Origin of the sequence: Pseudoalteromonas piscicida (assembly GCF_002744175.1) — a bacterium.
Lineage (GTDB): Bacteria > Pseudomonadota > Gammaproteobacteria > Enterobacterales > Alteromonadaceae > Pseudoalteromonas > Pseudoalteromonas piscicida_B.
Window position 1 is genome coordinate 44,794 of sequence record NZ_NKHF01000084.1, and the last position, 25,476, is coordinate 70,269.

Genomic DNA, 25,476 nt, shown 5'->3' on the forward strand with positions numbered 1-25,476 from the left:
GGCTGGGGCAATAATGCCCCAGTTAATAAATGGACAGTTTATCTAAGTCTTTTCTTGCTTTGATTGCACTATTTATCAGTGTATACAGCAGCGCCAATAATGAGCCAGCGGGCTACGCGTACGGTATTGACCAAGACAAGGACGGGTATATTTACCAAGCAACTCAAACTGGTGGGTTTCGATTTGACGGACTAAACTATGTACCACTAAATAAGCTGTTCCCACTCCCTTCCAACTGGGTGAAAGACATAAAGTATCTCCCTGAGCAAAATAGATTACTATTTGCTATGGGAGACCAAGGCATTTATCTAGCTGACCTTAAAACTTATGCAATAAACCAATTGACTAAAGATACGTGCTGGAGGTTTGCACTTTCAAAGCAAACGTTAGTATGCAGCAATTCAGGTGAAGTTACTGCGTTTCGTTTTAATGATACTCAAGCTTTACCAATTAATCTTTTTAGCAAAAATATGGAAGCAGCCGCAATTGTAGACGGCTATGTTGATAGCAATTTGGGGTTGTATAAATTTGACGGCGATGAACTAAGTTTGATCGATAAAGAAGCTGCTAAGTTCTCTCGAATGTCTGCAAGCGAAAACGGACTTTTAGCATGGCGCAATGGCTATCTTAAATATTTTGATAATCATGGTAAAACTAAGGAAGTTGAATGGCCAAACTATCCAACTGTGATCAAACTAGATGGTAATACAGCGTTGATAGAGCATGAAGGGCGACTTATGCGTCTGAGTTTATTTGATTTTAGTGTATTGGAAAGTAGCATTGGAATCACAAGTAAGCCTTTCAAGTATCTATTTAAGGATCATAGCGATGCCCTTTGGTTAATTGGCACGAATCAAATTGAGATACTAAGTAGCGAACGCAAGCATCTCCCTCCACCAGTTGCGTCTGAATATAATTTGAAACTAGAGACTAGTTATGGGACGTTCTTGGGCACTGAACGTGGGCTTTTCCTTGTAGATAGTGGCAAAACAACTCTAATTGGTGATCCTAGTCAGTATGGTTATGTTGTTACTGATCTGAAAGCCATAGGTTCTAGATTATATATCGGTACGTCAAAGGGCCTAACCGTGTATGAATTAAAATCAAAAGAGTCCACAAAACTCTATGATGGTTATGTAATTGTTCTGGCCTTAGTTAACGAACAATTAATAGTCGGAACAAATGACGATGGTGTTTTCAAAATTATTGATGATGGCAGCTTGCAGGCCGCAGCTCATATCAACGGAGTAATTTCTACTCAAGAAGTCACAGGTATAGCGCACCTCGATACTACGCTCTATATAGGAACCGGTAACGGGTTTTATATTTTAGATGAGAAAGGATTTATTAAAAGGTTTGGTGAATCACTACGCACGATAATTGGCTTTGCGAAGTTTAATAATAAAACTTATGTGGCAACGTTTGGGCAGGGGCTTTATGAATTTGATGGTGAGATACTTACACGACTAGATACACCTCAAAGCATAACGGCTTTGGCTAGTAGCTCTGAAGCACTTCATATAGGTACGCTTAATGGTGTATACCGAATGACAGATGAACTGTCGCTCTTTCAAAGTACTCAGGGACTAAATATTACCGCTAACTCTTTATATCTTGATGGCGGGAAGCTTGTGTTTGGTAGTCAGTATGGCATTGAAACATTTGATACCAAATACTTGGAAGATACTTCTCGCCTGGCCTTGGCAGGGGTTGAGAACTCGCAAGGTTTTTTCACTGATTTACCTAATAAACTTGAAGCTCAAGATCGTACTAAATTCTATTTCACGTCATTTGATTTTGAGCAGGATTTAAAGTTTGAATATAAGATCGATGATCTTTGGTTTGAAGCAGAAAATGGAGTTGTTGAATTTTCTAATATCGCACCTGGACGATATGATTTGCTCATAAGAGTTAGGCAAGATGGCGGACAATGGAGCGAACAGGAATTCAAACTCAACTTTGAAGGTAGGTGGCACCAGTCCTATTGGTTTATTGGCGGACTACTGCTTATGTTTATTTTGGTTATTGGGTCAAGTGTTATTGCAGGTGTTGTAATCAGCGGACGAAGAAAAGCAATTGCTGAAGAGCAATATTCTGGCTTTACTTTAAGCCCTCTGCACGAAGCATTACATTGGATGTTAAAAGCAAAGGCTTGTTTCAGTATTCCTGATGTAAATAAACATGCAGATGGATTGGCTTGCTTAGATCAGAGTATTGATCAGCTCGTGCCTATGGCGCATGGTAACGCTGTATTGGGTAAGCGTTCATTGGAGCAAGGGTTGCAAGCGATTAAAGCATCTTTGCAATATGAAGCTAGTGATATCGATTTCCAGTATTTTTACTCCGTTGCGCAAACCACAAACTTAACGCGTGAGACTCAACAAGATATTTATGCCGTAATCTATCATGCGGTGAAGAATTCTGTAGAGCATGGAAAAGCTAAAATAATTGAAGTTTACGTAGAACAAGCTCGGGAGCAATTACAAGTTGAGATTATGGACAACGGTAGAGGGTGTTCTTGGTTTCAGCGGAAATTTAAATTTGGACTAGGTATCTTTGTTATTGAGCATGTTGCTACCAAAAATGGGGCGAAATACAATATCTTAAGTAGTAAGAAAGGTACTCAGGTACGGATTGCGTTTAAGTTAAAGATCGATAGCTACCTCGCAGATATGACAACTAAATTAAAAAGTTAGAGTTAACGCCTGATTACTCAGGCGTTTTTGAATTTAACAGCCGCTAACCCAATTTTTGTTTAGCTTCAGCGATCCGCTTCTGCCAATCCCCTGCCCATCCTTGTTCGTCGGCCTGTTGACATAAGTCGATCACCTTTTGCCATTCCTGCTGCTTTTTATAGATAATCGCTAATTGGTAATAACCGCGATGCGATGGTATATAAAACGGCGTTTCCTTTGGTGGCATCCCCCACTCGTCTAACCGCTTTAACATGGCCTTATGTTCGCCTTGCATTGAGAGTATGGCCTTGGCCGAGTTGTCTATTTGCTTTTGGCAATAGAAAATAGCCCTTTGCAGGTTGTTACCTTGCTTGCGATGTTTGTAGTAAAACTTAACCGCGCGGCCGTACAAAAAGTGTAGGTCGGTAGAGCTGGTGTATGGGGTTACTGAGTCTTCAGCTTTGTTTAAGATCTTTTGGCAGAGCTCAAAATCGCCTTCTTTGCGTAAGAACCAACCCGCTAAGGTTTGTAAGAACCTAACTTTGGTGGTTGATGTCCTGTGGACTTTGCCTTCGTCAATCTTGTTGCTACCACCCAATGGGTCGTAATGGTCGTGTATGCGCTTTCGCTCGTACGGCTCTATCTCATTGAGCCACCATCGCTCTAAGCCAAAAAACTTAATCAATCCCTGTGGTGCCGCTTCCTGTTTTGGCTCTACAAATTTAAATACGCTTTCCATGATTTATCTCCTTTATATCTAGCGTTTTGTGAGTATAGTAGATATGAGGTTGTTGGTTAGCTTTTGTTAATTAGCTCAAATAACCTTCTCTTAAGATTACCACTTGTAAGATAAAAAATTTTAAGGAAAGAGAATGATTAAAAGTAAGTTTTTCATAAATAATTCACCTGAAAAGCCAAGTTACTTCGAACAAGATTTAGTAGCCATTCCAAGGGAAAATGAGTTCATTCATTATCAGGGCTCTTACTATTTAGTAGATAGTATTATTTATACTTTGGGCCAGGAAGTTGATGTTGAAATTAATCTCAAGGCTACAGAAAAAGACCCTACACGCAAGAGAGTTAAAGAAGTGTCTACACTTAAACTTGATTTTGGTTAATTGGAATATGCTAACGTTAGCATAATCAGAGCTATAAGATGAGCCTAAGGCCCATCTTATCTTAGTTTTGCAACGGGAATACTCCATACTTCCTTCGCTATTTCTTCAAATCCAGATGCTTTACAAAAGGCTTTGGAGTTTTCATTCACCATCTCAACAGCAATATGCTCTATGCCATACTGAGCTCCTTGCTGCTTTAGGAACTTGAGCAAATCTGTACCATGTCCTTTGCGTGATTGATGAAACCCAATTCGAGCAAGTACCAGGGTGTTGGGTAAATACGGGCTATAATTGGGCTTGTATCTTATGTATAGAACTACTTTTTTCTTCCATGCGTCTATTTTATTTTCAAGCACGGTGACCTTGCTCACACGCCGTTTGTAGTTGAAACGGGCTTTAAGGTAATTGTTTAGCTGCTCGTTAAACTCATGGATCTCTTTTTTCATGGTTTTCTCTTGTTGTTGATGATGCAGTTACAGTAGCACCGTATGTAAAGTGATTTCTATATGCGCTACTTGCTCGCGCGCGCGTAAGCTTGGCTTTGTATTTGGTTATTTACTTAAACCCAAGGGGAGCCTATGAGTGATGTAACGGTAGTGATGAAACCCGTTGTTGCGTGTTTGGAAAGCGCACAAGCAGACTTAGCACAGCTAACACCAGAAGAACTGGCGCAAGCTCGGCAAATGGTTAAGGTGTTTTTTAAAGGCGCGGCAGAGCCAGTAGATGATGTTAAAGAGGCGTTGAACCATATAATTTATAACAGCATTCAACAGGTCGTAGAGGCGGAGCGCGCTCCACCCATGCTTGGCACTCGCCCTGTGATTCCTATGTTACCGCTCACCTCGGTGCTTTTTAAGCTACAAAACAAGCAAGACAAACTCTACGACGCCTTACTAAAAACCTTAACTACGCTGCATAGTCAGGCGGTAGCAGATTAGCTTTTTGTGTCTTTTAAGCTGTCTATCGTTGCTTGGTAGTCTTCACTAAACTCGACATCTTTAGTACTCGCGTAAATGTTGATACCTTGCTTTTTAAGTTGGCTGTATAGGTTAATGGCATCTTGTACCGCGTCTTCTTCGGGAGCAAGTTTTGACGTTGAGTGATTGTCTGCTGCCATTAGGTGCACAGCAGCGTATGCGATGAATTGATTTTTGTTCTTAAACATAGTTATTCCTTAAGAGAGTTAAACACCCTGCAGCCCCACGCTCAGGGTGTTTATTTTTTATCACAAAGTAAGTTTTGTAGACAGCCTTACCCTCTTTTTAAAAATAACGCCTCAAACGCGCTCTAACGGGCGCTAACTAATTTGCAGTAGACTGATTCGTCTCGAAGTGGTTTAAACAAATTTAAACGCCGTTTAAACGTGTTTTAAACATGGTTGCAGTTGAATGTGTTGGGTTGTTTTGTGATTGGGTGGTAAAAAGCGCGGTAAGAGTTACCGCGCTTGCTGCTACTTGGCATTGATTTTATCGGCTACCTCATTTGGGTAGTTACCTACCAACACTTGAGTACCATCATCTAAATGCAGCATTGAGCCAGTGCTAGCGTTACTACTATATGGTTCAACGTAGGTAATGCGTTCAGTATTGACGTAGATGCGTTCACCAAGGCCATATGGTTCAAACTGGACTAGCATCACTTTTACTCCTGTGCTCGCAGTTTTCTCTGTAGCTTGTCAATTTCTGCTGCAATCAACGCCCCCGCTTTAGTCAGTTCTTTTATCCTGGACTCTAGATCGTCTTTAGGCTCTAACTTGGGGTTACTTCCGTCCCAAGGCCAATGATGAACTCGTTGCCCTTGTTTAAAAACCTGCCTGTATTCCTCCCTTAGCTCAGGAGAAACACTGGCAACAGTTGCGTATACAATTCCAGCCATTGCAAGTGCGCCATTTTTATATTGGTCGTCTTGCTCTGTACTGTGGCCCTCTTCAATAAGCTGGCGGTTACGCTCACGCGTTATCAATAGGGCTCCGTTTACAAACCGACTTATCACTTTATCGGACTTTAACGCTACTGCACGCGGGTAGTCACCTACCAGTACCGTAGTCCCATTGTCTAAATAGATGATAGAGCCACAGTCTGTTTCACCTGAGTGGTAGGGCTCAGCAGTTAAAATACGTGCTGTCTTTACGTATACTGGAGCGCCTTTGCCGTAAGGTTTAAATTCAACTAGCATAATTAACCTAATCCCACGAGCCACTATCAGAACTGCTAGAGCATGATGAGCTCGAACCCGAATCATAGGCAGATGACCAACTAGAACCACTGCTGCTGCCGCTTGGTAGGTTAGACACGGCAGAATCAAAGGCGCGTGATGCGCTGTCGCTAGATAACGGGCTGTTTTCAGAATTGAACGGAATGTTGGAGGCGTCAACGGTGCGTGATGTATCGTCAGATTTAGCGAAGTCGCAGCCTACATGCGTAACGTTGAATATGGTATCAATGAGTGCGTGGTGTAAGTCAGTTTCGGTCACATGCTCCCCCGCTGCGTCAAATACGTCATCAACAATTAAATGCCAGGTTAGCCATTCATTTGTTGCTGTATGATAAACCTGTGTGCGACCCCTATGTACACGACGAAAACTAAACTCAGACAGTTTGTACTGTTTCTTTGGCTTCTTTTTAAAAAGTTTGAATAGGTTAAACATGTTCATCTCCTACTTAGACAAATTAATGGAAAACGTGGGTATATCGCCTTTACGGGGAATTACGACATCGAGAACTGAGCGCATTAACTTGTAGGTTTTTGGGGCCTTTTTAGACTTTTCCCACTCAAACCCTGCCTCATCCAAAAAGCATTGCTCTATTTGATCCCAATGCTCGACTAATGCCTCCCAATAGGCACTGACCTTACTCATGCTTTTGAGGTTGCTTTTAACTGCAGGAACGGCATAAATCATCCGTAGGCAACGGTTAAAGTCTGCGGGGTTGTGTGGGTGGTCTGTTTTAGTGGTATTTAGGCTGAGTAAGTTAAATGCTAGCGCTTGTGAGGAGAGACCGGTTTTGCCTTCAGCAATCAACGCCAGGGCTTTACTGTGTTGCTCTTGTAAATAAGTATTCGACATAGTGATCACCAAATATGCTCAAGTACTTCCTCAGAGCTCATGTCTGGGGAGAGATTTTCAAAGATGTTGTCAACTGAGGTTTGATTTATACCGTCAAAAAGCTTGTCTCGTTGCTCCCAGCAGCGGTCGATGTCGGCCTCCAGTTCTATACCAAAATCCATTTCTACATCGTCACTAAAGCGGGTAATAATTGACACCTTAGGCACGGTGCCGTCGTTGGTGTCGTGCGTTGATTTTTTAACGAGCACCTGAAAGCCGTTAGACTCAAACAGTTTTGAAAATTGGTTCATTGGGACCTCTTAAAAAGTTGTTGATCGTTTTTTACAGCCTGTTTAGTCTAAATAACTGGTGCAGTTGCACACTATGTAAACCAGTTTCCCTACTCCCTCCCCTTTATGTAATCGCTAACCTAGCTCCAAGATTTAAACGTGAGCAAAGGCAATGGCGCAAAAAAGACCCAACACAAAACTCAATTGGTTTGAAATTTTTAGAGCAGGTGAACATACCGACTCAAACGGCAAAACGGCGGAGTTTAGCCAAACAGACCTACAAAGCGTGGTGAGCAATTTTAAAAAGCGCAGCTCCCCTTTGGTGGTTGGCCACCCAAAAACAGACGACCCAGCGTGGGGTTGGGCTGAAGAGCTAAAAATAGAGGGCGATACGCTTTACGCCAAAGCGGAAGAAGTAGACGCTGACTTTGCTGAGGCGGTTGAAAAGGCCCGCTACCCTAACCGCTCTGTGCGCCTACGCAAAACCGACAATGGTTACGAGCTCGGCCATATTGGATTTTTAGGCGGTAAGCCCCCTGCCATTGATGGCATGCAATGGCTGTTTAGCAAAGATGAAGACGGTGAAGCCGTTGTGCTTGAGTTTGCTGCCAGTGACCGAATTGAACAAGTCGCCCTTGATGGCGCGCAAGGCTTAGTTCGCCTTGTTACCAACCTTAAAACCTTTATTACAGACCGATTTGGTGCCGAAGAAGCCAGCAAGGTTTTTGCCGACTGGGAAGCTGAGCATATTCAGCAGCAAGTGACGTTGGCAGAGCATGAGCGCCATCAAGAAAGCATAGCTAACCCGCAAAGCGAGTTTGCTGCCCCGCAACAAGAGGAAACCGAAGTGAGTGACAAAAAACCAACCGAAAAAGAACAGGCATTGCAGGCCCAACTGGACGCGGCGAATAAACAAAACGCTGAGCTCCAGTTTAATCAGCGCAGATCAGCGGCACAAACGTTTATTGATAACACGCTCAATGGTGGTAAAGCGCCGCGCATAACCAATACCGAAGGCTTGGCGGAGTTTATGGCGCACTTGGAGCAAGATACCGAGCAAACGTTTGAGTTTGCGGCGGCTGATGGTGACAAAACCAGTAAGCCAGTTGATTGGTTTAAGGGCTTTTTGCAAGCGTTGCCAGAGCAAAAAGGCTTAACCAAGGACTTTAGTAAGGACGACAAAGAAGAACCGGGCGATCTTACTGCTGAGCAACTTGCCACTAAGGCGGTTGAGTTTCAAAAGTCGGAAGCCGACAAAGGCCGCACAATCTCCATTAGCGCGGCAATGGATCATATTAAATCGGAGGCAAGCTAATGGCCATTCCTGGATTAATTCGTAATTTTGCGGCCACAGGCGAAATAAAACCTAACCGAATTGTGGCGGTATCTGTAGGTGATTTTATGGCAGCCGCTGCTGCAGGTGTGGCCGATAATGCGCTGGGCGTAACAGAGCAAGGCACAGATAACCACTTACGCGTGGATGTGGTGATGGACCGAATTGCGCCCGTTGAGCTAGGGGGCGACTTTGACGGTGGCGAATGGGCGGTAAGCGATGCTGAAGGCCGAGCCATTCCGTTTGATAAAGCAACGTTTGCTGAAGACGACACCATTAACGTGGTGGGCAAAGTGCTCGAAAAAGGTGACGCCGGTACTATTGCTGACATTCACGTCACCCCATTTTTAATTGTTAAGTAAGGATTGAGTTATGAGTAATGGCATGCCATTTATCCCAGTCACCCATCAAACGGCGATTGCAATTGCGTACAATAACCGTGCGTTGATCGCCAACACCTTGATGCCGTATTCGTCTGTAAATCGCCGCGAATATAAATGGGGCGAGTACGAGAAGGCCGCAAAGTTTACGCTACCAGATACTAAAATTGGCCGTAAGTCTGGCCCTAACCAGGTTGAGTTTACGTTTAATGACCAAACCGGTTCAGTGACTGACCACGGGTTATCGGATGTTGTTCCCAACGATGATGTAGACAACGCACCAGAAGGCTATAGCCCACTAAGCGTGGCTACAGAGAATATAACTGATTTAATCTTATTGGGCCGTGAAGTACGCGTTGCTGACAAATTTGCAGATCCAACTAACTTTGGTAAGCACCATAAACTCAGTGCCGCTGGTTTTAAACATATTGATGACCCTGATTTAGATATTTTGCCATGGTTGCTTGAACTACTAGACGAACCACTCATGCGCCCTAATGCCATGACCATGTCTTTTAAAGTGGCCACCAAACTTAGAACCAACAAACGGATGATTAAAGCGTACAACGGTTCGTTAGGTGATGAAGGCTTAGTGCCTTGGCAGTTTATTAAAGACCAATTAGAAATTGAGCATATCAATATTGGTCAAGCCCGTATTAATACCGCTAAAAAAGGTAAGTCGCCAGTATTTGAACGAGCCTGGCGTGACAACCTCGCCTTTACATATCACGACCCATTAGCTGGGTTTGAAAACAAGCGTATGACTTTTGCGTTGACCGCTCGATACAAAAACCGAGTGTCGGGTAATCGGCCTGTTTCTGCAGGCCTGTTCGGTGGTACTGAGGTAATGGTAGGTGAGTCAGTCGAAGAGCAAATCATTGCTAAAGACTGCGGCATGCTACTAACCGACGTGCTAACACCAGCACCTTAATTTCCATACTCCTTAAAGTAGAGCCAAAGGCGGGGTCGCCCGCCTTTTATGAGGTCACTATGTTTGTATCTGCCACCCACATTATTAGTTTACTTGGTATGTCTACCCTGCTGCAGTGTGCAACAGGCCGGTTAGAACCAAACTACGATAATCCCATGACTGCTGAAGACATTAAGGCAGCATTATTAGGTGAGCCTGCTGGCGATAACCAGATGCAAATCGCCGGATGGTTTAATGGGGCCGCCGCCAACGTAAATGCGGTGATAATGGGTTATGTGGCTAAATACGATTTATCAGAGCGCGAAGTTGCAGATTCTTTACTCCCGGGTATTGCATCAGAGCTAATGTGGTATGAGCTAAGCAATAATCCGGGAGATGTACAACTGGCCCGTAAAAAGGCTGCACTGCAGATGCTAGATAAAATCAATGCTGGCACCATTCAAATTAAAAAGCCGATGCCAAAAAGCCACGGCACAATGCGCACCGCAAAGCCTACCTCTAACTTTGATTGGAGCCGGTTCTAATGGCTGGGGTGTTTGTTGAAGTCTCTGGTGATGCGCTCGACATTCTGCAGTTGCTACGCCATAAGAGCGGAGACCCAACTGACATCCTAGACGACATAGGTGCATTTTTAGATCAGGACGTAACCACACGATTTTTAAGCGAGCTTGCGCCAGACGGTACTAGGTGGGAGCAGTCTGAAGCGGCAAGAACAGGTAAAGGCCGAGACCCAGAAAAGCCTGGTTTAACACTCACAGACAAAAGCGGTTTGGTGGGCTCGATAACGCACAAGCCTGAGGGTGATGAACTAATACACGGCTTGGGAGAAGAATACGCCGCTATTCACCACTTTGGTGGTAAGGCTGGCCGTAACCATAGCGTTACCCTGCCCGCTCGCCCAATTATAGGTATAGAGCAAACGCAAGCCAGTACCATTGTTGAAATGGTGACCGGGTGGCTAGTTTAAACGAGGTTTAAATGCAGTTTAATTTTGATTTAAACAAGGTGGAGCGGCTTTTAAAGCAGCTTAATTTACGCGTAGGAGCCGCAGCCGATTTTAACGAGGTACGCAATCACCCAATACAAACCGCCTCTGTTTTTGTGCTGCCGTTAGATGATGACTATGCACCGGAAGACGCAGTTACAGGCCAGCAGATTTACAACATAACAGAGCTGTTTGCCGTGATGATTGTAATACCGTGCCATGGTGGCAACCAATACGCCAATAACCAAATTGCAGAGCTGAGAAACAAAATAAAAGCTGCGCTTGCTGGCGTTAAATTTGACGACTGGCAACCCATAGCACCCCACAGAGGCCGGATTGTGGAGTTTAACAGTACGACTAATACCCTAATTTACCAGTGCCAGTTCAAAGTAACCGGCTACGTAACCGTAAACGCGAGGCCCATGCCATGACAAAACCTAAACCAACCGAAACCAAGCCGCCAGAAGCAACACAAAAGGTAACGCGAGATGTGGCAAACCACGCGCTTGCCCTATTGGCTGAAAAGCGCCGTACGCAGGATGTAAGCGGTGCGTACAAAGTTGAGGGCAACACTCTCCTGCCAGGAGGTGATGCATGAGCAGCTGGCGATTTAAAGACAAGTTACTTTTAGTTGATGCACTTGGCACCACGCTCACAGGCCAACATGCGGTGTATGCCAGTGAAGTAGAGTTTGCTATTGAGTCTGAGACCGAAGCCGATGAGCTCGAAACCGCACACAGTGGTGCAAGCTTGGATGTGATTTTTGGTAAGCACGTAACCTTAAATTTTAAAACGCCACTCTCAATGTGTGGCACACCCGGGCAAGCGCCAGCAATCGCGCCACTGTTATTGGCTTGCGGGTTTGTGCAAGTCGCCGATGCTACCAGCGTGACCTATGCATTAGGCAATGCGAGCAAAGCCAAAGCTTTAGTGCGCTTTGGGCAAAACACCCATGAAATCAGTGAAATGCTGGGCAATGTATCGCTCAATTTAGAAAAAGGCATACCTAAGCTTAACTGGCAGTTTAAAGGCTTGTTTAGCCCACCAGTGCAATCGGCCGCTGTCCCAGCTGTTGACTGGAACCGCTGGCAACGGCCAGAGGTACTAGGCGTGGAGTGCGCCTCGGCCTTCGCGCTTAATGAGGTGTCGCGCGTGCTGCATAAGCTCACGGTGGATGTTGGTAATAATGTGATCTTCGACCGTGCCATTAACCATGAGGCCATTATGCTCACCGGGCATGAGTCTAAAGCCCAAATGACGGTAAGTGCCGATAGTTTGGGGAATTTTAACCCATTTAACGACATTGGCAAGGTGCAGCACTTTGAGTTTAGCCACGGTACCACAGCCGGTAAACAGTTTACGCTCATTGGCCGCTACCAACTCCCTACACCTAAATATACCAATTTAGACAGTGAGTTAACGGGCTATGAGCTTGATGGCAAACTGGTGCCAAGTGGCGCAGGCTATGATGAATTAACGTTAGTATTTGAGTGATCCAAATGAAATTAAAGAAATTAGAGCAATTAAAAAACGCCACTATCTTGGCTCCTATCAACTTTGAGTTTGGCGGTGTTGAGTTCAAATTTGACGCCAAAATTAAACTCATACCAGAAGCTGAGATGACCAAATTGGTCGATGGCAGTAAAAAAGATGACGCCATTGTGCGCGAGTTACTGATTGGTTGGGACAACTTTGTGGATGACGGCACACAAGTCGTCTTTAAGCGTGATGTACTTGACGAACTACTGAGTTATGGGGCTATCGCCGGGCGGCTCTCGGTTGAATGCGTAAACGCACAATACCGCGTACAGGAAAAAAACTAGTCGACGTTGCTAGGTGGTATGTGGGTGACCTAGCAACCAGCAACCCAATATTAGATGACGACGAAGCGCACTTTGGTGCGCCAAGTAAAACCAAGCCACAGGCCGACTCGCTGTATGTACTCCCTGAGAACTGGACGGCGGTCTTGGCGCTGAGCACTGCCGGCACACAGTGGCAGTTGTGTAAGCAAGGTATGGAGCTCGCCCTAGACTATGCCCGGGCAGAAGTGGCTTGGCGCTACGCAGACATAACACTCACACCAACGGATTTTAGCAAGCTGCAACAATTAGAGCGGTTGATAGTAGGATTAATAAGGCGGCCCGATGAAAAACCAACTGAACCTGGCGTTACGCTTAAAGTATGATGGTCGAGCGGTTACTAAGGGCGCTCAGAAAAACATAGCTGAGTTAAATCAGATCCCCAAAGCGTTAGATGCGCACAGCAGTGCTAACGAGGCACTAACAAAAACAACAGGCCAAGTAAGTGCCGCTCAAACCGTTGCAATTGACGCTATGGAACGCGGTAGCCAAGCTGCGCGTCAACATAGTCACTCTACCTTGAATATTGCTGAAGCACATCGACAGGTGTCTTCCACTGCTAGGGAAAGTGTAACGAGCCAAGAACGTGCAATAACAGCAGTAAAAAGCCAAACAACATCACAGCAAGACTTAATACAAGCTACAGAGCAAACAGCCAAAAGCCAAAAAATTAGAGCGCAGGCAAATGAGCAGGCTAACCAAGCGGCTAAACGTAGTAGTGATGAAAACCAAAAGCAGGCTAGAACTAACCAAAGCGTTACAAACTCAACTAACCAAGTAGCAAAAGCGACCAAAAATAGGTCCACTAATCAGCAGCAGTCTATACGTTTCACTGAGCAACAGCGCAATGCGAACAGAAAGTTGGTTGCCGCAAATCAGCAGTTAGGCGCGTCACAGAGTAAAGTGAATAGCCAGTTGGGGCAGTTAAGCTCTGGTTATAATCAACTAGCGGGAAGTATTGCATCGGTGTTGAGCCTTGGAACGGCTGCTATGTTTGTGCGAGATACCGGCAATGCACAGCTTTTAGACACGCGGTTGCAAGGGCTCACCGGTTCTGCTCAAGAATATAACGCAGTTCAAAACTATTTGTTTGCGACTGCAGATAGACTCAATACCAAGTACACCACCCTAGCCGATTCATACTCTCGTATTCTAAACCTGCAGGAAGCGGGCGTTGTAACGCAAAGCCAAGGTATAAAAATACTAGAGGGCTTTGCAAATGCTGCTGCTAAAACTGGGGCGAGCAATGTACAGCTCGAACAAAGTTTATTTGGTATGACGCAAGGCATGACTGCGGGCGTGCTACGTGCTGAAGAACTCAACCAGGTCACTGAGCCTTTACCAGGCTTAATGCAAAAATTAGACAAAGCGGCGGGGCAAGCAGCTGGCGGTTTTAGGAAAATGGTGAACGACGGTAAAGTCACCAGCCAAATGTTTAAGCAGTACCTTATTAAAGCGTTTGATGACTATGCCGGTGCAGCTGAAGCCACTGAGGGTAAAATCAATGCCTCGTTTGCTGAAATGAGCAACGAGTACCAACGCCTCATCCGCCACTACGAGCAACCCGTAAACTTTGCGGTAACTACGGTGGTAAGTAGCATTACCGAGGCAATGCAAGCGCTACGTGAAAACCAAGGGATTGTAGATGGGCTAACCACATCGGCCACCCTACTTGCGGTTGTAATTGGTAGCCGCTTAGCTGGGAGCGCGTATCGTTCAGCGGCCGCATTTACATCTAACGCAGTTTCAACGCATAAAGCGCTTCAGGCACAAGTACAACTTGCAGCACAAACCAAGCGCAACGCAGCTATTGAACTACAACACTCTATACAACAACAGCAAGCCGCCCAGCGCCAACTAGCCATGGCACGCAATACCGTGATGCGTACCAATGCCATCCATAACTTAGCGCTAGCCAATCAACGCGCAGCAGCTGCACAAGCAACGCACACAGCAGCCACCACTGCGTATACAGCCGCTGCAACCCGAGCGAGTTTTGCGACTCGTACGCTTTCTGGCGCAATGGGGTTATTGGGTGGCCCTGTTGGTCTTGCGGTTACAGCAGGCTTAGCTATAGCTTACTTTGCGACACAAGGCGATAGCGGTGCACGCTCTGCCAGTGAATTAAAAAGTAAGGTTGATGAACTCGCAGGCGGATTTGAGACGCTAACAGCAAAAGCGCGTGCTGCAAGGCTTGTTGAAGTAAACCGCACATTTGAATCAACCAGCAAGCAAATTCAAGAAGCCAAGCAAGAGATAAAACAGCTTAAAAACGAAGTGCAAAATGGGATCTTAATTTCAAACAATTCCATTTTTGGCGTTGGCCAAATGGCGCGGGTTAAACTCTCAAAGAACCAAATCAAAAAATCGAACGAGGAAATTGCGCTCCAAGAGGCCAAGGTAGAGCAACTAGTTGCAGAGCAAAACCGCCTACTGACATTACAAAAGCAATTAAAAGGCGAGATAGCAAAACCTACCCCTACACAGAAGCCAGAAACGAATACGCAACCTAGCGCGTTACCCGTAAATATCCAGCGCTTGCAATTGAGTCTATTGGATGAAGAAGCGCGCTTAAAAGCAAGCCATGAAAAGCGGCGGCAAATGGTTATTGCTGCACGTGAAAGTGATGCAGCCAATAAAGCAAAATACGATGCCATTTTAAAGCAGCTAGACGCAAAGCACACTGAAGACGTAAAAGCCCTGGCACAAAAGCGTGAGAATGACAAAACCCGCATACAAAACCAAGCAGAAGAAAAGCGCCGTAATGATTTACGCGCAACGCTTGAAAACCGAATAGCACAAATTAAGGGTCACGCTAACCGTGAAGCGCTTGCAGCCTACGAAAATCAGCTGGCGGTTGAGCAAGCCAGGCAGCAGGCTCGAGTCGATGCTGCACGTAGGCAGTCTCTTGGCTTAGCCGCAAACGATGAAAAAGGCGAAATAAAATATAACGCCGACAACCAAATCCGCGACATCGAGCGCCAACAGGAACTGCTCGCTGCTGAGGGATTCCATTCAGAAGTTGAGAAACGCGAATGGGACCATCAAGAGCGCTTGATGCAGTTAAAGACCAAAAATACCGGTGCCATGCAGCAGCACCTAGTGCAGTTTGCTAACTGGGAGAAGAAAAATGCAGCAGAGAAAACCGATGCTGTTTTAGGGCTTGGTATGGCAGGCTTAAAAGCCATGGGCCAGCAAAGCAAAACCGCATTTAAAATGTACAAAGCCTTTGCCATTAGCCAGGCATTAATTAAAACCTATGAATCTGCTACCAGTGCATATGCATCGCTTGCGTCTATTCCAGTTGTGGGCCCTGCCCTTGGCGCGGCCGCCGCAGCTGCCGCCGTTGCAATGGGCTTACAACAAGTTCGCCAAATTAAGTCGCAACAGCCGGCTGCGGGTATTGCCCATGGTGGTTTAGATTACGTACCAAACGAGAGTACCTACCTATTACAACGCGGTGAGCGGGTGTTATCACCCAAGCAAAACATTGAAGTAAGCGCCATGGCCCGCCACTACAACGCGGGCAACAGAGCACAATCAGGTGGTGGCAACGTAAGCTTTAACATCACCAACCATGTGATCGTCCAGGGCGCAACAGATGAGGTCAGTGCACAAAGAACCGGAAATGATGTGGCAAATCAAATTAGAGGGTTGATCCTGCAAGACATTCAAGAAAATGGTGTTATTATTCAAAGCATTCGACGTGTGGCATAGAAAAATATGGACTGGAATAATTTATGGTTTGTGGGGGGAGCGATCTTCGCTCTTATATCAATATTTTTAGTGACTGTGATTGTTATCAAGTGGAATGCTGACAGTATTAAGAAAAAAGGAGTGGATTATGGAACACTATTATTTTCAATTCTATTTTTTCCAATAGGTAGTATTTATCTATTCTATATAAGCAGATTCGACCTTAGCTTAGAACCTAGCCTTGATGTATGGGAGAAGTCGGCGAGCTACTTTAACAATATTCTTAATCCTATTCTGTTGCTGACAACTATCATACTGCTGTATAGAACTTGGAGAACCAGCGACACTGAGTTTTCCAAAATGTATAGCGTTACTGCAAGTAGTCAAATATTAGAGCGACTAGATAAGATTTGCGAAAAAGCAATTAATAACTTGAAAGCTGAATCACTTTTCTTTGTCGATGGAGAGGTTTTAGTAATGGAGGAATGTCGAGCTGGACATGAAAGCGGGTTAAAGTCTTTCGTGGAAACACCTTTAGGTTCAGATTATAAAAATGTGGCTCATTTCAAATCAAACTTTGATGATATATCAATTAAGCTGAGAGAAAATAACCCAAAAATGCTAAATACGATACTTTCTTACTCCGTTCAAACTCAGGGCTTCGATAAAGGTGCGGGTTACAATAATGCTTCAAGTTTTGAAGATATTGACAATGGGCTAAAGAACCACTTAAGAAAGAACGCACTATTTAGTTCTAAACGAAATAGGTATTTTTATACTTTAATCGAAAGCATTGCTGCACATTGTCAAGAACTAACGGAAATTGATAAAAAAAATAATAATGAAACGAGTTACACTCGTGCTGGCTATAGAGCAGTTAGGCTAGCTTTTGGCGATAAACTGCTAATGTTCTTGTATTGTTATTTTGAAAAATCTATCAGAAACAAGCCTATTTGTAATAGTGAAAGTGAAAAATTGATTTCACATCATTTGGAGAAGCTAGTAAGAGATTTGATAATCTAGACCGGCTGTCTGGTAACTCTATGTAAACCACTTTCCCTACTCCCCTTGGCTCCATTAATTTTTACACTCGCTCTAACGATTCGAACACGAGCGATGAGAAATAATGGAGCATCTGCCGCTACCTAAGCCCCCAAAATCTTGCGTTTTTAGACTGGTTCCTAATAGCCAGTTGCACATCAATAAAGCCAATAATGCCTCTGAAGTATTCGATAACGAGGGTGCCTATTGGGAGTTTGAAATTGAATTGACCAATGTGCCAGAAAGCGATGCCCTTGAGCTCGATGGCTTTTTGGCCTCTTTGCGTGGCAGTGTTGGTAGGTTCTTGATGCATGACTACCGCCGTGAGCAAGAACGTTTAGACACAACCGCATATGTGTATGGTGGCTACAATGACGGTGCGGCACTTCCGGTGACTAACTTACCTGCTGGGCAGGTATACGCCCGTGCTGGCGAGAAAATTCAGATTGGTACAGGCTCAGCATCTGAACTAAAAATCTTAACCGAAAACGTACTCCCCTCTGCAACTGGTACAACGACACTTCGTTTTGAGTCGCCTCTTAGGCGTATTCCTGCACACAATACCCCTGTTTGTTTTGTGCGCCCTGCAGGCGTATTTAGGTTGATTGATAACAAGCAAGGCTTAGCCGATGCCCAATATAAAAATGGTGTAGTAACCAGCTGGCGTATACGTGGTAGGGAGGCGTTTTAATGGAGGCTGTAGCAGACTCGCTAATTAACCGTTTAGCGCGTGGCAACCCACGCTACTTTGTCGACCTTAAATTTAAGACTGGCAACTTACGCTTGCACACTGGCGTGGGTGAACGTCGCTTTTTATATCAAACCTGGTATGGCTTAGGTGCACTTGGCCAAGTGAGTGAAATACCCGCCAATGACAACAACTCAGTAAGTAATATTCGGCTGACGCTCACTACTCCAAACCCTGAGATTTTAGGCGAAGTGGCTGCTAATGACCCAGTAGGGGTTGAGGTAGATATTTGGCTTGTAGTAGTCGATGAGCATTACCGTGTTGATGGTTTTCAGCTTATTGAAAGTGGCAGTGTTGCTGCTTGCGATAGTGAGCGCGGTGCGCTGTCAAAGGTTGAGCTAACGGTGACTGGCGAGTCTCAACGCTGGCAGCAGGCTCGACTACATCAACGATGGAATGACGCAACACAAAAGGCCCTTTACCCGGGGGATGAATTTTTCAAAGAGCAAGTCGCTGCAAACAGTACCATTTTGCCAGACACCCAACCAGGTAGACGTATTGGAGGTCGCAATGTCAAAAACCAAAGCCACTAAGCTAAATGAATACTTGGAAAGCTGCTGGCATAAACCATTTAAATTTGGCGAGTTTGATTGCTGTTTATTTGTGGCGGATTGGATACGGGCATATCACGGGTTTGACCCAGCGCCCGAGCGCGGAGCTTATACCACATTTAAACAGGGTTTAAACATCATTAAAAGTGGCTTTAAACATACTTTTGAAACCCGTTTAAACGTAGCGCCTATTGCGATTGACTACGCGGCCCGTGGCGATGTGGCATTGTGTGAATATGATGGTGAGCTGGTTGGTGGCATTGTTGGCCTTGGTTGTGTGTATTGTGTATCTGATGAGGGGGTGACTACCCTACCGCTGGATGCGCTACGTTATGTTTACCCATTGGAGCTTATCCATGAGTAAGGTTGTTGACGTAGTTGGCGATGTTGTTGGCGGTGTTTGGGATTTTACCGTTGGTGCTTTATTTGGCGGCTTGATGCCGGATGCAACTCAGCCTGAGCAGGATGTCGCCACACTAGCAAAAGGGCTGCAAAAAGGCATAGACCAACCTAGGCGTATTACCTTTGGTCGCGACCGTGTAGGCGGTGTGATTGCACACCAAGCCACAGTAACGCGTGGTGAAAAAGAATTTATCCAATTGATTGTGCTTATCAACGGTGCTCCGATTGATGCCCTTGAGAATGTTTATATTGCCAATAAACCCATTAGCGATTATCCAGCTGGTTCTTACGACTACGCTGTTGCAGATGGTCGCCACAGTCATGCAATACAGTTAGCCGTACAGCGAATGAAGGGCTGGACTGTTAAACACATCGGTCGCGACCAAGCGCACATCTTTTTAGAGCTCGAAAACAACCGTGAAGTATTCCCTGATGGCGTGAGCGACTGCGAGTTTTTAATTCGTGGTGCCAGAGTGTGGGATCCACGTGATGCAAGCCAAGATCCAGACGATAGAAATACGTGGAAGTGGTCACAAAATGCAGTGCTGTGCACCCTGCACTACGTTAGGTTTTATGGGGCAAACCAAGTGCCAGTTAGTCACCTGCCCATGAATTGGTGGATAGCTGCGGCTAACGTGTGTGATGAAGAAGCGGAATACACCGATAGCCAAGGCGAGACCCATAAAGAACCCCGTTACACAGTCAATGGCACTTTTGCATTTACCTCACGACCACTTGAGGTTTTACAGCAACTTGAACGGAGTTTTGCCGGCAAAGTATTTAGGCAAATGGGCCAGTGGTATGTGCGCGTGGGTGCCTGGTACGGCGCACCCACTTACACCGTCACCATGGCCGATGTGCTGGGCGATGTAAAAATAAAATGGCACGCGGATTTACGCGAGCGCGCCAATACTGTACGTGCGCAATTCGTTGACCCCAAACAAAACTATGAGCGTACAGATGCACCGCCAGTGATTGCACAGTCTTACCTAGAGCAAGACGCCCAGCCACTAGAGCAAACGCTATCACTCCCCTTTGTGCGCAGTAGCGCTACCGCTCAGCGACTCGCTGCTATACAGCTAGAACAAACACGCTTAGGTGCCATTGAGCTACCGCTAAGACACACAGGCCTACGTGCGGCAGTCGGGCGAACCATTAAGGTAGATATACCCGAGTATCATATAAACAATAAGATTTACCGCGTAATCGATAGACGTTTTAGGCTCGACCGTGGTGTTACTATCCGCTGTATTGAAGATGGTCCAGGTCTTTGGGCTGATGGCATGGTGCCAGGTGTTGAGGATTTAACACCCAATACGGATTATGTGCCTGGTATACCTCTATCTATAGAGAGCCTTAATGTATCTTTAGATGCGGATGGCAATGGCGTGATCAGCTGGTCGCACCCTGCACCGGATGCAGTATATGCGTATGACGTAGAAATTGATGACGGCGAAAATCAAGCATATAAAGCTGCGGTTACCTACCCGGCATTAACATTGCCTACATTCAATATGGGCAACTACACAGTACGTATTTTTGCTCGCAACATTTACGGTAAGCGATCAGCTGCAGTCGCAACACAATTTAGTGTGCTAAAGCCGGTAAAACCGCAAGTAAATATAACCAGCGACTATAACCAACTTACCTTGACCGCGTCATTACCCGCTGTTGGCGTTGGGACGCAATACCAGTGGATGTATTTAGGTACAGATGGTGATCCCCAACAAAGTGAGATGGTGTATGCACAAACTTACAATCGGATTGGACTTAGTCCAGAAACCGAATACAAATTCAAAGTTCGTACTGTCAATTTAATGGGGGAAAGCGACTGGCTAGTTGTAACTGCTCAGACATCGAGTGTTAATTTAAGTGAATTTGTAAATGACTTGCCATTAACCAAGCTAAGTGAAGACGCGCAAACGTTGATCCGTGATATAGATAAACAAGTCGATAGACTACGCCCGAGCACTGAACAAAATCTACCGTCGCTGATTGCAAGAAACATTGATCAGATCCAGAGTTTGCAAAACGTCACTGCAATACTGGATGATTCATTAGCCGTTGGACTTCCCAACCAGTTGCGCACAGTAAACATCAAACTGGATGAGACGGTATTAACGCTAACCGACATGCAGCGTGCAGTATTTGACGTAACGGGGAACTATACATCGTTTCGGCAAGAGTACGAGCGCAAGATGTTGGACAATGAACGTCTGATAGATGCGATTGTTTACGTTGACCCAGATAGCGGTGTCATTGTTAACCGAGCCTATCAATACACCGACAATCAATTTTCCTTGGCTCAAACACATATTAACGGTGTTGATGGTCGCGTATCGTTTGAGGCGCGGCGGATCACACAAACCCAGAGTCAGCTCAATGAAGCAACCGCCCAGATTATGGTACAAGCTGGGCTAATCAACCAGCGCGCCACTTACACAGAAGTGAATGCCCAAATCGCAGGAGCTATAGCAGCCCTAACCCCAGCCTATAGCTGGCAATTTAACACCAGTGCGGAGGGTTTTACTGGTCATAGCAGTCACAATGTCTTGGGCTTTGTTGTATGTAGTCACACTCTAAATAGTCCAGCTATTGAGTACAGCGCTAGTCAAAACCCAATGTTTAGGTTGCGAGTGCGCAGACATCCAGAAAGTACTTGGGCTGGTGAAATCCATTTTGGCGGAGTTCATGCTATCCCTGTGCCGGAGCCAAATAGCCTTGACTGGGAAATTATCCAGATCGACGCGACGGGCACACCAGGATATACCGGTACCATTACCGCGCTGACCTTTGAGTTGGGTGGCTGTGATGTTGACTATATTGAGGTGGGTAAACGTGGTGCTAATGATCTAGCGCTACGCGATATCACTGCGCGTACAACCACCATAGAGCAAGAGCTTGACGCTGGAACTGGCCGTATGGCTCAGTATGCAACCACAGCTTGGACCAATGCGCAGGGTTACCAGACGCAAAGTAACGTGCAGGCCGCGTTGGACTCATTTAACAGCACATACGGTATAAGCGCTGCATTACAAGAACTGGCAGACAATGATGTAATTGTTAAAGCAAACTCCGCTCAGACTTGGATAGATGGAGCTAACGCTACTATTAAAAATCAAGTTACGCAGTTACTGAACGAGGATGAAGGCGTCAACCAAAAGTTGGCATTGGCTGAGCATCAGTTAGATGCAATTGCTGGAGAAATGGGTCAAGCAATTACTCAAATTCAAGGACTAGAGCTAGAAGCCGCAGGTAAATCTCTTAGTGATTTAATGACCGAGTATAACACCCTACTCCGCAACAATGAGTTGGCTGAGCTTGGTGTAACGGTTGCTCACGCTAATAGTAAGTTGAGTGCGCTGTCTGATAATGTCAGTGCTGTTGTAGAACAAACGACTCACCTCATTGCAATGCAAAACCAAAATGTTGCTGGAGTAACAGCCCTGGGTCGTGCCTATGCTAACGAGCGTCAGGCGAGTGCGGAACGTGAACAGCATTTACGCGCCGAGATAACGACCGAAAGCGGTAAAGCCGTAGCAAAGGCGATTGACTTTACACGGGCCGCAACTGGCTATTGTGTTGATGCTGACGGTAACCACGTGGATGAACAAAATGCAGTGGCCTGTGAGGCTGCTGGCCATAATTGGATTGACGGCCCCGTGGTTGAGCGCAGCATGATGCTGGCAACAGCTATGGTGGATGCTCGGGGCTATCAAACCAGTAGCCAAGTTAGTTCCACAATCAATACATTTAATGCTCAATATGGAATTACGACTGTCCTACAGACACTGAGCGACAATAACACTCTTGAAAAGGCCAATGCGGCATCTACTTGGATAGCAGCTGCAGACGGCTATATCCGTGACCAAATCAACATTTATAACAATGCAGATGGTGGTATTAATGATCAGTTTGCCCAAGTTGATCAGACACTAGACGCTATTGCCGGAGAGATAAGCCGCAATATTGTACAAATTAGAGGGAGGCAGCTTGCTGATGATGCTCAGAGTTTGAATGAGGTAATAGCCGCCTATAATCAGTTGGTACAGGGCAACGATTTAGCACAACAGAATGTCAAACTATCAGTGGCCCAAGACAAGTTGAACGCAGTAACTGATGAGTTGGCATCGACAGCCAGCTACGCGTTGGAGCTGGGCGCCCTGCACAACCAAAATCAGGCATATATTACGACGCTAGCAAAGGCTTTTGCCAATGAAGTGCGAGCTAGTGTGACGCGTGATGAACGTTTTGCGGTGTTCGTAGGCAATACCGAAGCTGCGTTTAGCGATGTAACCGAAGCGTTTGCTGAAGTTAACCATGCCAACATTGTTCGGGATCAGACTTTTAGCGCTTTTGCTGCAAATACCGAGGCGGCATTTCAAACAGTAACTGAAGCGTTAGCAGACCAAGAGCAAGCTCTGGCGAAACAACGGACTGACCTGGTCGCTAAGATAGAGCAGGACAACACCGCAACATTAGCCAGTGCGATTACTTATACCCGTGCAGCCGTGGGCTATTGCATAGACGATGATGGAAACATCACCAATGAAACTGATGCCGTACAATGTGTAACTGCTGGGCATAGTTGGGTCGATGGACCACTTGCTGAATACATCCGTAACTTGTCGTTGACCAATGCTGCTGATGAGTCTGTTAGCATTTCGGATATTCGTCAAGCGTTCGAGACACAAAACGGAGAGCTGATTGCCCGTGGTGGTTGGGTGATCAATAACGAAGGACGTATTGTTTCAATAGCCGGTTACAATGACGGCGATGTAGGTAGTATAGATCTAGCTGCTGATATAATTCGTCAGGGGGTGATGATTGGTAACACGTTTGTACCAACATCATACGTTGATAATGCGGACCCTGAAAAACCAGTCCATGTATTTCGCGGTAGACTTGTGTTAGGTAACTACGTTGTTGAGTCGGAGCAGGATATTCGGGGCTTAGATGGTGAACGAGGTCCGCAAGGGATCCCCGGTGAGCCTGGAGCGGACGGTAAATCATCATATACATGGATAAAGTATGCTTATAGCCCTTCAGGCGAAGGCATAAGTAATTATCCAGATGGACGAGATTATATTGGCATAGCATATAACAAGTTATCATCACTGGAGTCTAGCAACCCTGCTGATTACACTTGGACTAAATATAAAGGAGCTCAAGGACCTTCTGGTGCTGATGGCTTGCCAGGAGAGCCAGGTCAAGATGGGCAAACGCTATATACGTGGATTGCCTATAGTGATAGTCCAAGCGGTAACCCTCTTTATCAAACCCCTACAGATGCTACCCAATACATCGGTATTGCTGTAAATCAAGCAACTCCATCTGAGTCTAATGACCCCACAGACTACATTTGGTCAAAGTTTAGGGGAGACCGAGGTTCTAAAGGTGAATCTGGTCGCCAAGGTGACCCAGGTTCTCGCGGTGCGGGCAAGTTTCAAATTGGGACTAGTTCTGGTACTTGGTACGATTCTATCGCAAATGGGTGTTGTACAGGAGGAAGCCCTGTACTTAATGATGTTGTTACTATTTATAAAGTTAGTGACCCTGCACATCAAACTACAAAATTATGGAATGGTTCCAACTGGGAACAAACTTCCCTGCACATACACGGTAGTGCATTAATAGATGGCACTGTGATTGCCAATGGAGTTGTAGCTGCAAAAGGCACAATTGACAGCATCACAGCTGTATCTGGACATGTCAAAATCAATAATGATGGCATTGAAGCGATTAAGGTAAGTTCAAATGCCCAATTTGTTACTCCTCCAGGGGCAAGCGCTGCAAATAATCCCAGTGCAATGCGTATAAATTCCAATAGCGGCATAAGTGGCAGTATGTATATTTATAACCCCAATAGTAGTGGTTATGGTGCTTCAATTTATGCAAAAGGTACGTATGCGCTATACTCTCAGCGTGGCATTATTGGCCCATTTACAGGTGGTCATGAAGGACTGATAGATAAATCTATTCAAATTGAGGCTGGAGATCTAGTAAAGGATATCGAATTGGTCAATATTGCCGACCTGTCTAATGCCATTTGTACCATGGAACCTACCACCCAACCAAATGACAGAGCCGTACGCGGCATATTTATCTCACGCACCGACCTGACCAATCAGATTGCAGCACTACGAGGATATCGTGGTTTTGAGCGGTTTATAGAGTTCCGAGATACACACGATTTGATCTCGTTCAATGCATTGGGTGAGGGCGTATTAAACATTTGCGGGCATGGAGGCGATATCGAGACAGGTGATTACCTGTGTAGTAGTGCGATGCGAGGCAAAGCAATGCGCCAAGCAGATCAGAACTTTGAACGGCCCTACACCATCGCACAGGCGCGCCACCCCATCACATTTACACATCCTGACCAGGTCAAACAGGCTGCGGTCATCTATCTCAGAGGTTAACA

27 protein-coding genes are annotated in these 25,476 nt (G+C 45.5%); 19 read left to right on the forward strand and 8 right to left on the reverse strand.

The window, feature by feature from the left end:
- Positions 1-29: 29 nt before the first annotated feature.
- Positions 30-2,696 carry a sensor histidine kinase gene (locus CEX98_RS17675; RefSeq protein ID WP_099643335.1) on the forward strand — a complete coding sequence of 889 codons (2,667 nt, stop codon included), beginning with the start codon at positions 30-32 and terminating at the stop codon, positions 2,694-2,696.
- 43 nt (positions 2,697-2,739) lie between these two features.
- On the opposite strand, the gene CEX98_RS17680 is transcribed toward CEX98_RS17675, so the two are convergent.
- On the reverse strand, positions 2,740-3,414 hold the full coding sequence (locus CEX98_RS17680) for a hypothetical protein (protein WP_099643336.1): 675 nt from the start codon (positions 3,412-3,414) through the stop codon (positions 2,740-2,742).
- Positions 3,415-3,547: 133 nt separating this feature from the next.
- On the opposite strand from CEX98_RS17680, the gene CEX98_RS17685 reads away from it, so the two are divergent.
- Complete coding sequence (locus CEX98_RS17685; protein ID WP_099643337.1) at positions 3,548-3,793, forward strand: hypothetical protein; 246 nt, start codon at positions 3,548-3,550, stop codon at positions 3,791-3,793.
- A 56-nt stretch (positions 3,794-3,849) separates the two neighbouring features.
- Here the strand turns inward: CEX98_RS17685 and CEX98_RS17690 are convergent, their stop codons facing one another.
- Positions 3,850-4,239, reverse strand: a complete 390-nt coding sequence (locus CEX98_RS17690) for a hypothetical protein (RefSeq protein ID WP_099643338.1) — start codon at positions 4,237-4,239, stop codon at positions 3,850-3,852.
- Between the two features lie 132 nt (positions 4,240-4,371).
- Between CEX98_RS17690 and CEX98_RS17695 the strand changes: the two genes are divergently transcribed.
- On the forward strand, positions 4,372-4,731 hold the full coding sequence (locus tag CEX98_RS17695; RefSeq protein WP_099643339.1) for a hypothetical protein: 360 nt from the start codon (positions 4,372-4,374) through the stop codon (positions 4,729-4,731).
- Here the strand turns inward: CEX98_RS17695 and CEX98_RS17700 are convergent.
- From CEX98_RS17700 to CEX98_RS17725, 6 genes are all read right to left on the reverse strand, one after another.
- Positions 4,728-4,958, reverse strand: a complete 231-nt coding sequence (locus CEX98_RS17700; RefSeq protein ID WP_099643340.1) for a hypothetical protein — start codon at positions 4,956-4,958, stop codon at positions 4,728-4,730. The two genes, CEX98_RS17695 and CEX98_RS17700, sit on opposite strands and share 4 nt — an antisense overlap.
- 285 nt (positions 4,959-5,243) lie before the next feature.
- Entirely contained in the window at positions 5,244-5,429 is a 186-nt protein-coding gene (locus CEX98_RS17705; RefSeq protein WP_143484357.1) for a hypothetical protein, read from the reverse strand.
- 5 nt (positions 5,430-5,434) lie between these two features.
- A complete protein-coding gene (locus CEX98_RS17710; RefSeq protein WP_197707205.1) occupies positions 5,435-5,968 on the reverse strand; it encodes a hypothetical protein in 534 nt (177 codons plus the stop codon).
- Between the two features lie 7 nt (positions 5,969-5,975).
- The gene (locus CEX98_RS17715) at positions 5,976-6,440 is read right to left on the reverse strand and encodes a hypothetical protein (RefSeq protein ID WP_099643342.1); all 465 of its coding nucleotides are present in this window, start codon (positions 6,438-6,440) and stop codon (positions 5,976-5,978) included.
- A gap of 9 nt (positions 6,441-6,449) precedes the next feature.
- On the reverse strand, positions 6,450-6,857 hold the full coding sequence (locus CEX98_RS17720) for a hypothetical protein (RefSeq protein ID WP_197707206.1): 408 nt from the start codon (positions 6,855-6,857) through the stop codon (positions 6,450-6,452).
- A 5-nt stretch (positions 6,858-6,862) separates the two neighbouring features.
- A complete protein-coding gene (locus tag CEX98_RS17725) occupies positions 6,863-7,147 on the reverse strand; it encodes a hypothetical protein (protein ID WP_099643343.1) in 285 nt (94 codons plus the stop codon).
- A 151-nt stretch (positions 7,148-7,298) separates the two neighbouring features.
- Between CEX98_RS17725 and CEX98_RS17730 the strand changes: the two genes are divergently transcribed.
- The 16 genes from CEX98_RS17730 (at position 7,299) to CEX98_RS17800 (ending at position 25,474) form a co-directional block, all read left to right on the forward strand.
- Entirely contained in the window at positions 7,299-8,441 is a 1,143-nt protein-coding gene (locus CEX98_RS17730; RefSeq protein WP_099643344.1) for a hypothetical protein, read from the forward strand.
- Positions 8,441-8,821 carry a hypothetical protein gene (locus CEX98_RS17735; RefSeq protein WP_099643345.1) on the forward strand — a complete coding sequence of 127 codons (381 nt, stop codon included), beginning with the start codon at positions 8,441-8,443 and terminating at the stop codon, positions 8,819-8,821. The genes CEX98_RS17730 and CEX98_RS17735 overlap by 1 nt, the downstream gene beginning before the upstream one ends.
- 10 nt (positions 8,822-8,831) lie before the next feature.
- Positions 8,832-9,770, forward strand: coding sequence for a capsid protein (locus tag CEX98_RS17740; RefSeq protein ID WP_099643346.1), 939 nt, complete (start codon positions 8,832-8,834; stop codon positions 9,768-9,770).
- Positions 9,771-9,829: 59 nt separating this feature from the next.
- A complete protein-coding gene (locus CEX98_RS17745) occupies positions 9,830-10,294 on the forward strand; it encodes a DUF1320 family protein (RefSeq protein WP_099643347.1) in 465 nt (154 codons plus the stop codon).
- Entirely contained in the window at positions 10,294-10,737 is a 444-nt protein-coding gene (locus CEX98_RS17750; RefSeq protein ID WP_099643348.1) for a phage virion morphogenesis protein, read from the forward strand. The genes CEX98_RS17745 and CEX98_RS17750 overlap by 1 nt, the downstream gene beginning before the upstream one ends.
- A gap of 11 nt (positions 10,738-10,748) precedes the next feature.
- Positions 10,749-11,186 (forward strand): phage tail terminator protein, encoded by a 438-nt coding sequence (locus CEX98_RS17755; RefSeq protein WP_099643349.1) that lies wholly within the window; start codon positions 10,749-10,751, stop codon positions 11,184-11,186.
- A complete protein-coding gene (locus CEX98_RS22915) occupies positions 11,183-11,353 on the forward strand; it encodes a hypothetical protein (RefSeq protein ID WP_172439795.1) in 171 nt (56 codons plus the stop codon). The genes CEX98_RS17755 and CEX98_RS22915 overlap by 4 nt, the downstream gene beginning before the upstream one ends.
- The gene (locus CEX98_RS17760; RefSeq protein ID WP_099643350.1) at positions 11,350-12,249 is read left to right on the forward strand and encodes a hypothetical protein; all 900 of its coding nucleotides are present in this window, start codon (positions 11,350-11,352) and stop codon (positions 12,247-12,249) included. Before CEX98_RS22915 ends, CEX98_RS17760 begins: the two co-directional genes overlap by 4 nt.
- 5 nt (positions 12,250-12,254) lie before the next feature.
- Positions 12,255-12,578, forward strand: coding sequence for a hypothetical protein (locus CEX98_RS17765; protein WP_099643351.1), 324 nt, complete (start codon positions 12,255-12,257; stop codon positions 12,576-12,578).
- Entirely contained in the window at positions 12,539-12,940 is a 402-nt protein-coding gene (locus CEX98_RS17770) for a DUF1799 domain-containing protein (RefSeq protein WP_242441743.1), read from the forward strand. The genes CEX98_RS17765 and CEX98_RS17770 overlap by 40 nt, the downstream gene beginning before the upstream one ends.
- Positions 12,900-16,331 (forward strand): tape measure protein, encoded by a 3,432-nt coding sequence (locus CEX98_RS17775; RefSeq protein ID WP_242441744.1) that lies wholly within the window; start codon positions 12,900-12,902, stop codon positions 16,329-16,331. The genes CEX98_RS17770 and CEX98_RS17775 overlap by 41 nt, the downstream gene beginning before the upstream one ends.
- Before the next feature lie 6 nt (positions 16,332-16,337).
- Positions 16,338-17,333 (forward strand): hypothetical protein, encoded by a 996-nt coding sequence (locus CEX98_RS17780; protein WP_099643353.1) that lies wholly within the window; start codon positions 16,338-16,340, stop codon positions 17,331-17,333.
- A gap of 103 nt (positions 17,334-17,436) precedes the next feature.
- Positions 17,437-18,042, forward strand: coding sequence for a hypothetical protein (locus tag CEX98_RS17785; RefSeq protein WP_099643354.1), 606 nt, complete (start codon positions 17,437-17,439; stop codon positions 18,040-18,042).
- A complete protein-coding gene (locus CEX98_RS17790) occupies positions 18,042-18,632 on the forward strand; it encodes a hypothetical protein (RefSeq protein WP_099643355.1) in 591 nt (196 codons plus the stop codon). Before CEX98_RS17785 ends, CEX98_RS17790 begins: the two co-directional genes overlap by 1 nt.
- A complete protein-coding gene (locus tag CEX98_RS17795) occupies positions 18,610-19,014 on the forward strand; it encodes a DUF6950 family protein (protein WP_099643356.1) in 405 nt (134 codons plus the stop codon). The genes CEX98_RS17790 and CEX98_RS17795 overlap by 23 nt, the downstream gene beginning before the upstream one ends.
- Entirely contained in the window at positions 19,007-25,474 is a 6,468-nt protein-coding gene (locus CEX98_RS17800; RefSeq protein WP_099643357.1) for a hypothetical protein, read from the forward strand. The genes CEX98_RS17795 and CEX98_RS17800 overlap by 8 nt, the downstream gene beginning before the upstream one ends.
- Positions 25,475-25,476: the final 2 nt, after the last annotated feature.

Excerpts from the sequence above, each read along its gene's own strand:
- CEX98_RS17695 (WP_099643339.1), top strand. The coding sequence starts at position 4,372 with ATGAGTGATGTAACGGTAGTGATGAAACCCGTTGTTGCGTGTTTGGAA.
- CEX98_RS17750 (WP_099643348.1), top strand. The coding sequence starts at position 10,294 with ATGGCTGGGGTGTTTGTTGAAGTCTCTGGTGATGCGCTCGACATTCTG.
- CEX98_RS17745 (WP_099643347.1), top strand. The coding sequence starts at position 9,830 with ATGTTTGTATCTGCCACCCACATTATTAGTTTACTTGGTATGTCTACC.
- CEX98_RS17735 (WP_099643345.1), top strand. The coding sequence starts at position 8,441 with ATGGCCATTCCTGGATTAATTCGTAATTTTGCGGCCACAGGCGAAATA.
- CEX98_RS17780 (WP_099643353.1), top strand. The coding sequence starts at position 16,338 with ATGGACTGGAATAATTTATGGTTTGTGGGGGGAGCGATCTTCGCTCTT.
- CEX98_RS17740 (WP_099643346.1), top strand. The coding sequence starts at position 8,832 with ATGAGTAATGGCATGCCATTTATCCCAGTCACCCATCAAACGGCGATT.
- CEX98_RS17785 (WP_099643354.1), top strand. The coding sequence starts at position 17,437 with ATGGAGCATCTGCCGCTACCTAAGCCCCCAAAATCTTGCGTTTTTAGA.
- CEX98_RS17755 (WP_099643349.1), top strand. The coding sequence starts at position 10,749 with ATGCAGTTTAATTTTGATTTAAACAAGGTGGAGCGGCTTTTAAAGCAG.
- CEX98_RS17715 (WP_099643342.1), bottom strand. The coding sequence starts at position 6,440 with ATGTTTAACCTATTCAAACTTTTTAAAAAGAAGCCAAAGAAACAGTAC.
- CEX98_RS17710 (WP_197707205.1), bottom strand. The coding sequence starts at position 5,968 with ATGCTAGTTGAATTTAAACCTTACGGCAAAGGCGCTCCAGTATACGTA.
- CEX98_RS17760 (WP_099643350.1), top strand. The coding sequence starts at position 11,350 with ATGAGCAGCTGGCGATTTAAAGACAAGTTACTTTTAGTTGATGCACTT.
- CEX98_RS17790 (WP_099643355.1), top strand. The coding sequence starts at position 18,042 with ATGGAGGCTGTAGCAGACTCGCTAATTAACCGTTTAGCGCGTGGCAAC.
- CEX98_RS17765 (WP_099643351.1), top strand. The coding sequence starts at position 12,255 with ATGAAATTAAAGAAATTAGAGCAATTAAAAAACGCCACTATCTTGGCT.
- CEX98_RS17700 (WP_099643340.1), bottom strand. The coding sequence starts at position 4,958 with ATGTTTAAGAACAAAAATCAATTCATCGCATACGCTGCTGTGCACCTA.
- CEX98_RS17675 (WP_099643335.1), top strand. The coding sequence starts at position 30 with ATGGACAGTTTATCTAAGTCTTTTCTTGCTTTGATTGCACTATTTATC.
- CEX98_RS17770 (WP_242441743.1), top strand. The coding sequence starts at position 12,539 with ATGCGTAAACGCACAATACCGCGTACAGGAAAAAAACTAGTCGACGTT.
- CEX98_RS17680 (WP_099643336.1), bottom strand. The coding sequence starts at position 3,414 with ATGGAAAGCGTATTTAAATTTGTAGAGCCAAAACAGGAAGCGGCACCA.
- CEX98_RS22915 (WP_172439795.1), top strand. The coding sequence starts at position 11,183 with ATGACAAAACCTAAACCAACCGAAACCAAGCCGCCAGAAGCAACACAA.
- CEX98_RS17725 (WP_099643343.1), bottom strand. The coding sequence starts at position 7,147 with ATGAACCAATTTTCAAAACTGTTTGAGTCTAACGGCTTTCAGGTGCTC.
- CEX98_RS17720 (WP_197707206.1), bottom strand. The coding sequence starts at position 6,857 with ATGTCGAATACTTATTTACAAGAGCAACACAGTAAAGCCCTGGCGTTG.
- CEX98_RS17800 (WP_099643357.1), top strand. The coding sequence starts at position 19,007 with ATGAGTAAGGTTGTTGACGTAGTTGGCGATGTTGTTGGCGGTGTTTGG.
- CEX98_RS17705 (WP_143484357.1), bottom strand. The coding sequence starts at position 5,429 with ATGCTAGTCCAGTTTGAACCATATGGCCTTGGTGAACGCATCTACGTC.
- CEX98_RS17730 (WP_099643344.1), top strand. The coding sequence starts at position 7,299 with ATGGCGCAAAAAAGACCCAACACAAAACTCAATTGGTTTGAAATTTTT.
- CEX98_RS17685 (WP_099643337.1), top strand. The coding sequence starts at position 3,548 with ATGATTAAAAGTAAGTTTTTCATAAATAATTCACCTGAAAAGCCAAGT.
- CEX98_RS17795 (WP_099643356.1), top strand. The coding sequence starts at position 18,610 with ATGTCAAAAACCAAAGCCACTAAGCTAAATGAATACTTGGAAAGCTGC.
- CEX98_RS17690 (WP_099643338.1), bottom strand. The coding sequence starts at position 4,239 with ATGAAAAAAGAGATCCATGAGTTTAACGAGCAGCTAAACAATTACCTT.
- CEX98_RS17775 (WP_242441744.1), top strand. The coding sequence starts at position 12,900 with ATGAAAAACCAACTGAACCTGGCGTTACGCTTAAAGTATGATGGTCGA.